Origin of the sequence: Okeania sp. SIO2C9, assembly GCF_010672455.1 — a bacterium.
GTDB lineage: Bacteria > Cyanobacteriota > Cyanobacteriia > Cyanobacteriales > Microcoleaceae > Okeania.
Map to the genome: position 1 here is coordinate 26876 of NZ_JAAHGO010000032.1, position 5021 is coordinate 31896.

Below are 5021 nucleotides of genomic sequence, written 5' to 3' on the forward strand. Positions count from 1 at the left end.
GATTTTTTGTTGCCTTCAATTGTTGCTGAACTTCAATATAATCTGTAAACGGTTGCCCATCAGGACGGTACAATATTAGTGTTTCTGTTGTTAACTCAAACCTAATTCCTAATTTAGGAGAAACAAAACCATTTATTTGCTCAATCATTTCTAACCAAGGTTCAGAGCGTAACCACCCCGTTAAACTATTTTTTTGCGGGTCATAAAGATAATATTCTTCCACTCCATAGCGGTCATAAAATAATAATTTGCGGTTCATTTCTTTAGGTGTATTTCCTGGAGAAAGAATCTCAAATACTACTTGTGGAGCAATATTATTTTCTTTCCATTGCTGATAAGAACTTCGGTCTCCTTTTGGCACTCCAAAAACTACCATTACATCTGGCGCTTGTCGTAATTTATTATTTTTTTCTACCGGATACCAAAATAAATATCCTGCCACAAAAACTTCATTATTATCTGCAAATAACCAAGCTAAATTGTAATGAATAATTGTAATCCAACGAAATTGAATTGTATTATCTGCCATGGGTTGTCCATCACTATCTGGATAAACTATTTCTGAGTTAATTTGGGACAAGGGAAGTTCTATTGTCATATTTTATTTCCTCAGGCGCCTCAGTATTTTTAGTATAGCAATTCCCAAGAAGCGTGAAGTACAAAATTAGTTTCTTTTAGAGAGCAGCGAGTAGGGAGTAGGGAATAGTAATTCAATAAATATGGAATAGAAAAGAAGAAAACCAACTGTACCTCAGTAACTTGAGAAACCCTATATATAGTATTTAATTAGGGCTTACCAAGCTAATCTAAAAACATTTACAGATAAAGGTAAGTGCCTTTTTAGAACGAAAAAAAGTGCAACGAATTTAAGCTTGAGCGAGCAAAAAGTTAGGATTTTGTGCTAACTACGGCAAAAAATAAAGAGATAAATATATCCGACTACCTCCTCTAAATTCTCCATTACTCTTGACTCCTGACTCCTGACTCCTACCCCTACCCCTGCTAAAAGACTTTTTCAGCAAACCCTAATTAATTCAGGAATTAATTCAGGCACAATGGAGGTCTATAGATATTCTAAAACAATCATTTTTTTTGCTTTCCATAAATCAATCAATATCGTTGTTCCATAGTCTGTTTTTGATTTTAAAAATATTGGCTAAATTTGGCATCAATTAAATGATTATATTCTGCCAACTTTAACTATATTAAACTGTTAATAAATTTTGGAAAAATTAATTTGATCGGGACTTACGCACAAGGCACGAAGCTGATATAGCAGTCGAAGGAAAAGTTAGGACAGCTCAAGAACTTAAAACTCAGACAACGCAATATTTTTCCTTCTTCCTTGTTGGGCGATAAAATCTTATTTTTGACTTTTGACTTTTGAGTTATAACTTCGGTGAAACGGTATTGCTTGTTGGGCGATAAAATCTTACTTTTGACTTTTGACTTTTGAGTTATAACTTCGGTGAAACGGTATTGCTTGTTGGGCGATAAAATCTTACTTTTGATTTTTGACTTTTGAGTTATAACTTCGATGAAACAGTATTGCTTTTTGGGCGATAAAATCTTACTTTTGACTTTTGACTTTTGAGTTATAACTTCGATGAAACAGTATTGCTTTTTGGGCGATAAAATCTTACTTTTGACTTTTGACTTTTGAGTTATAACTTCGGTGAAACGGTATTGCTTCTTCCTTCTTCCCTATTTTTTTAATAGAGACTCTAAATTTTGAAACCAGGAAGACCTAAGAGTAAACACAATAATTCCTATAGGCAAAAATAAAAATAATCCAAGCATCTGTAATGCCAATATTCCTTTATTAATTACTACTACCCACAAACCATCTATGACTAGCTGATACAATATCCCCAAAAAAGCCAACAATAATAACCCTAATAAACCAATTTGTTTCTGGGAAATATTACTCACTCCAGTGAAAACAAACGGACGACGTAACCATTTCACACTCCCCACTAAAATTTGCTCCACTATTAGCAAAGTTATCCCAGACGACATCAACTCTAGCAGCACCAATAATATAAACAACCAACTAACCTGTAATTCTAAAGTATAAGTAGGAATCAAAATTAGTTTAGCTGCGATGGTGTAGTTATAGAAAGCAAAAAACGGCCACTGGAGCAAAAATTTAGGTAAACTCACTAGATAATTTGGTGTAGTTAAAATTTCATTGACTCCACATAATAATGTCGGCAATAAAAACGCCACTATCAAAAGCAAAACATATAAACAGACAACTCGCAAAATAGAAGTCAACTTGTCAGAACGACGTAAAGCATAATTGCTACACAGTTGCAAAACATAACAAAACACCAGCATATTACTCGCGCTTCTGGTCGGTGCCAGACCCTTTATTGCCATCAACCAAATAACGGTCATTTGTATTGCCAATAACCAGGTAACGCAACGTCGCCATAATAACTGTACTTTTAACGTTGCTGCTTTTTTTATCTGACGAAAATAGATTTCTTCTACCAAATTTTCTCCTCTCGTTTCTGTAGTCTGCATTCTGATTTTTTCATCAGGTCGAAGTAATACACAAACACCAGAAGCAATACCACCTGCAAATGTTAATAACATAGAAATGATTAAACCAGGTGCAGCTAATTTTACCTCCTTAGTAGAATTAACATCTAAACTACGTTGCACCCACTTGATAACTTCCGTCATTAACTGTGGATCGTAGGTGGCGATGATATGGTCAGCAGTGCCAGAAATTATTAACAGTCGAGCAGTACCATTACTGAAACTACCGCAAATATTATTACCATTATTGATGCAAACAGGATTTTTGCTACCCGTTGCTTCTTGCAACATAATTCGTAAATCTTCAGGAGGGTTAATTTGTTCGTATACACCAGCGCCCAAAAATAGATTTCGAGGAGTGGTGGTAGTAGCGCTGCCACTCATACCTAAAATAATTGTCGAGCGCAATACTTTTTCTGTTTTCCCCAACTTTAATGCTGTTGCACCACCCATAGAATGACCGAGAATACCAATGCGGTCTCGATCAAAAATTTCTGGGCGGTTGCGAATGTATGCGAGAACTGCTTTAGCATCTGCTTTGGTGTTTTTGTCTAGGTTTTCTATAGACTTTTCTCTATTTTTCAGTCGGTAAGACTCGCCATAACCACCAAAGTCAAAAGCGATCGCTGCTATTCCATGTCTTGCCAACTCTACTGCTAAAGGTGTCATCATTTCTTTGCTATTGTTGACACCATGACACAATAATATTACTGGATGAGGTTGTGCTGTGGTGGGGGTATAGATACGAGTGACTAAATTTCGTTGAGAGTCTATTTCAATATTTATAGATGTTACTTCAATGCCGATAGTAGGATTAAATATAATTGATAATATTAAACCTGTTCCTAATAATAGTAAACTTAGTAAAAATCCATAACGATGCCCATTCATAAATCTTGGCCTCAATTTAAACTAATATAAATTATTGTTCCCTATTTTTGTGGTTTTATCAACAATTAGTTTATGATTAAATTCAGCAAATATACTTTTTTTTAGGGGGAAAAATATAGCCATTCATTAATGGATAATTGATAATTGATAATTGATAATTCCCTCTGGTTAAAACCGAGGCAAGCATTCAGCTATTAGCGGTCAGCTCTTAGCAATAAAAATGAATGAAGCAAGTACTTGTTTAACTTCTACTACATTTTTAAACAAAGAATTGAAACACAAGAGAAACGAGCTTAAATTGTCCACTAAAAGTAATAAAGCTGATAACGTAGTTCCTCCGCTAGGAGGCTAGCTGATAGCTGACTGCTGTTTGCGCAGCATTCCGCAGGAAATGCTTACAAACCGAGAGGATTGAATATAAGGAATATTGTCTTTTTTTTCCTTAAAAGAGGAGGCTTCAAGGGGCGAATTATTTAATTATTAATTATTAATTATTCGGTAAAAACAATATGGAACATCAAAAATATTTCAAGCTATCAGTTATCTTACTATAGCAATCTTATTTGAGTTGTGAGATATTGTAGATTTTAGGGAATAGGGAACACCGGATCTGGGAAAGAGAAAAACCGAAGCAATAAAATTATCACAAATGATTTAGGATTGCTATAGAGGATAATTTATGAGTGACAATTTAAGCATCCAAAGCTCATATTTTTACGATCAATATTTTGGGTTTAATACCCCCCGTCTACAGGGTGTTTATAATTAGTTGGGGTTTGAGTCTCCATCAACTTCTTGCTTCTTTCTTCTTCCTTCTTCAATAGCAATAAAATTATCACAAATGATTTAAGATTGCTATAGAGGATAATTTATGAGTGACAATTTAAACATCCAAAGCTCATATTTTGATTATCAATATTTTGGGTTTAATACCCCGCCGTCTACAGGGTGTTTATAATTAGTTGGGGTTTGAGTCTCCATCAACTTCTTGCTTCTTTCTTCTTGCTTCTTGCTTCTTGCTTCTTCCTTCTTCCTTCTTCAAATAGCAATCAAATTATCACAAATGATTTAGGATTGCTATAGAGGATAATTTATGAGTGACAATTTAAGCATCCAAAGCTCATATTTTTACGATCAATATTTTGGGTTTAATACCCCCCGTCTACAGGGTGTTTATAATTAGTTGGGGTTTGAGTCTCCATCAACTTCTTGCTTCTTTCTTCTTCCTTCTTCAATAGCAATAAAATTATCACAAATGATTTAAGATTGCTATAGAGGATAATTTATGAGTGACAATTTAAACATCCAAAGCTCATATTTTGATTATCAATATTTTGGGTTTAATACCCCGCCGTCTACAGGGTGTTTATAATTAGTTGGGGTTTGAGTCTCCATCAACTTCTTGCTTCTTTCTTCTTGCTTCTTGCTTCTTGCTTCTTCCTTCTTCCTTCTTCAAATAGCAATCAAATTATCACAAATGATTTAGGATTGCTATAGAGGATAATTTATGAGTGACAATTTAAGCATCCAAAGCTCATATTTTTACGATCAATATTTTGGGTTTAATACCCCCCGTCTACAGG

2 protein-coding genes are annotated in these 5021 nt (G+C 34.5%); both read right to left on the reverse strand.

The window, feature by feature from the left end:
- Positions 1 to 598 (reverse strand): Uma2 family endonuclease (locus tag F6K23_RS22705; RefSeq protein ID WP_293160055.1); only part of this gene is annotated, 598 nt, incomplete at its 3' end.
- A 1106-nt stretch (positions 599 to 1704) separates the two neighbouring features.
- Positions 1705 to 3438 carry an alpha/beta hydrolase gene (locus F6K23_RS22710; RefSeq protein ID WP_293160057.1) on the reverse strand — a complete coding sequence of 578 codons (1734 nt, stop codon included), beginning with the start codon at positions 3436 to 3438 and terminating at the stop codon, positions 1705 to 1707.
- Positions 3439 to 5021: the final 1583 nt, after the last annotated feature.

Coding starts and splice junctions, on each gene's coding strand:
- F6K23_RS22710 (WP_293160057.1), bottom strand. CDS start 3,438: ATGAATGGGCATCGTTATGGATTTTTACTAAGTTTACTATTATTAGGA.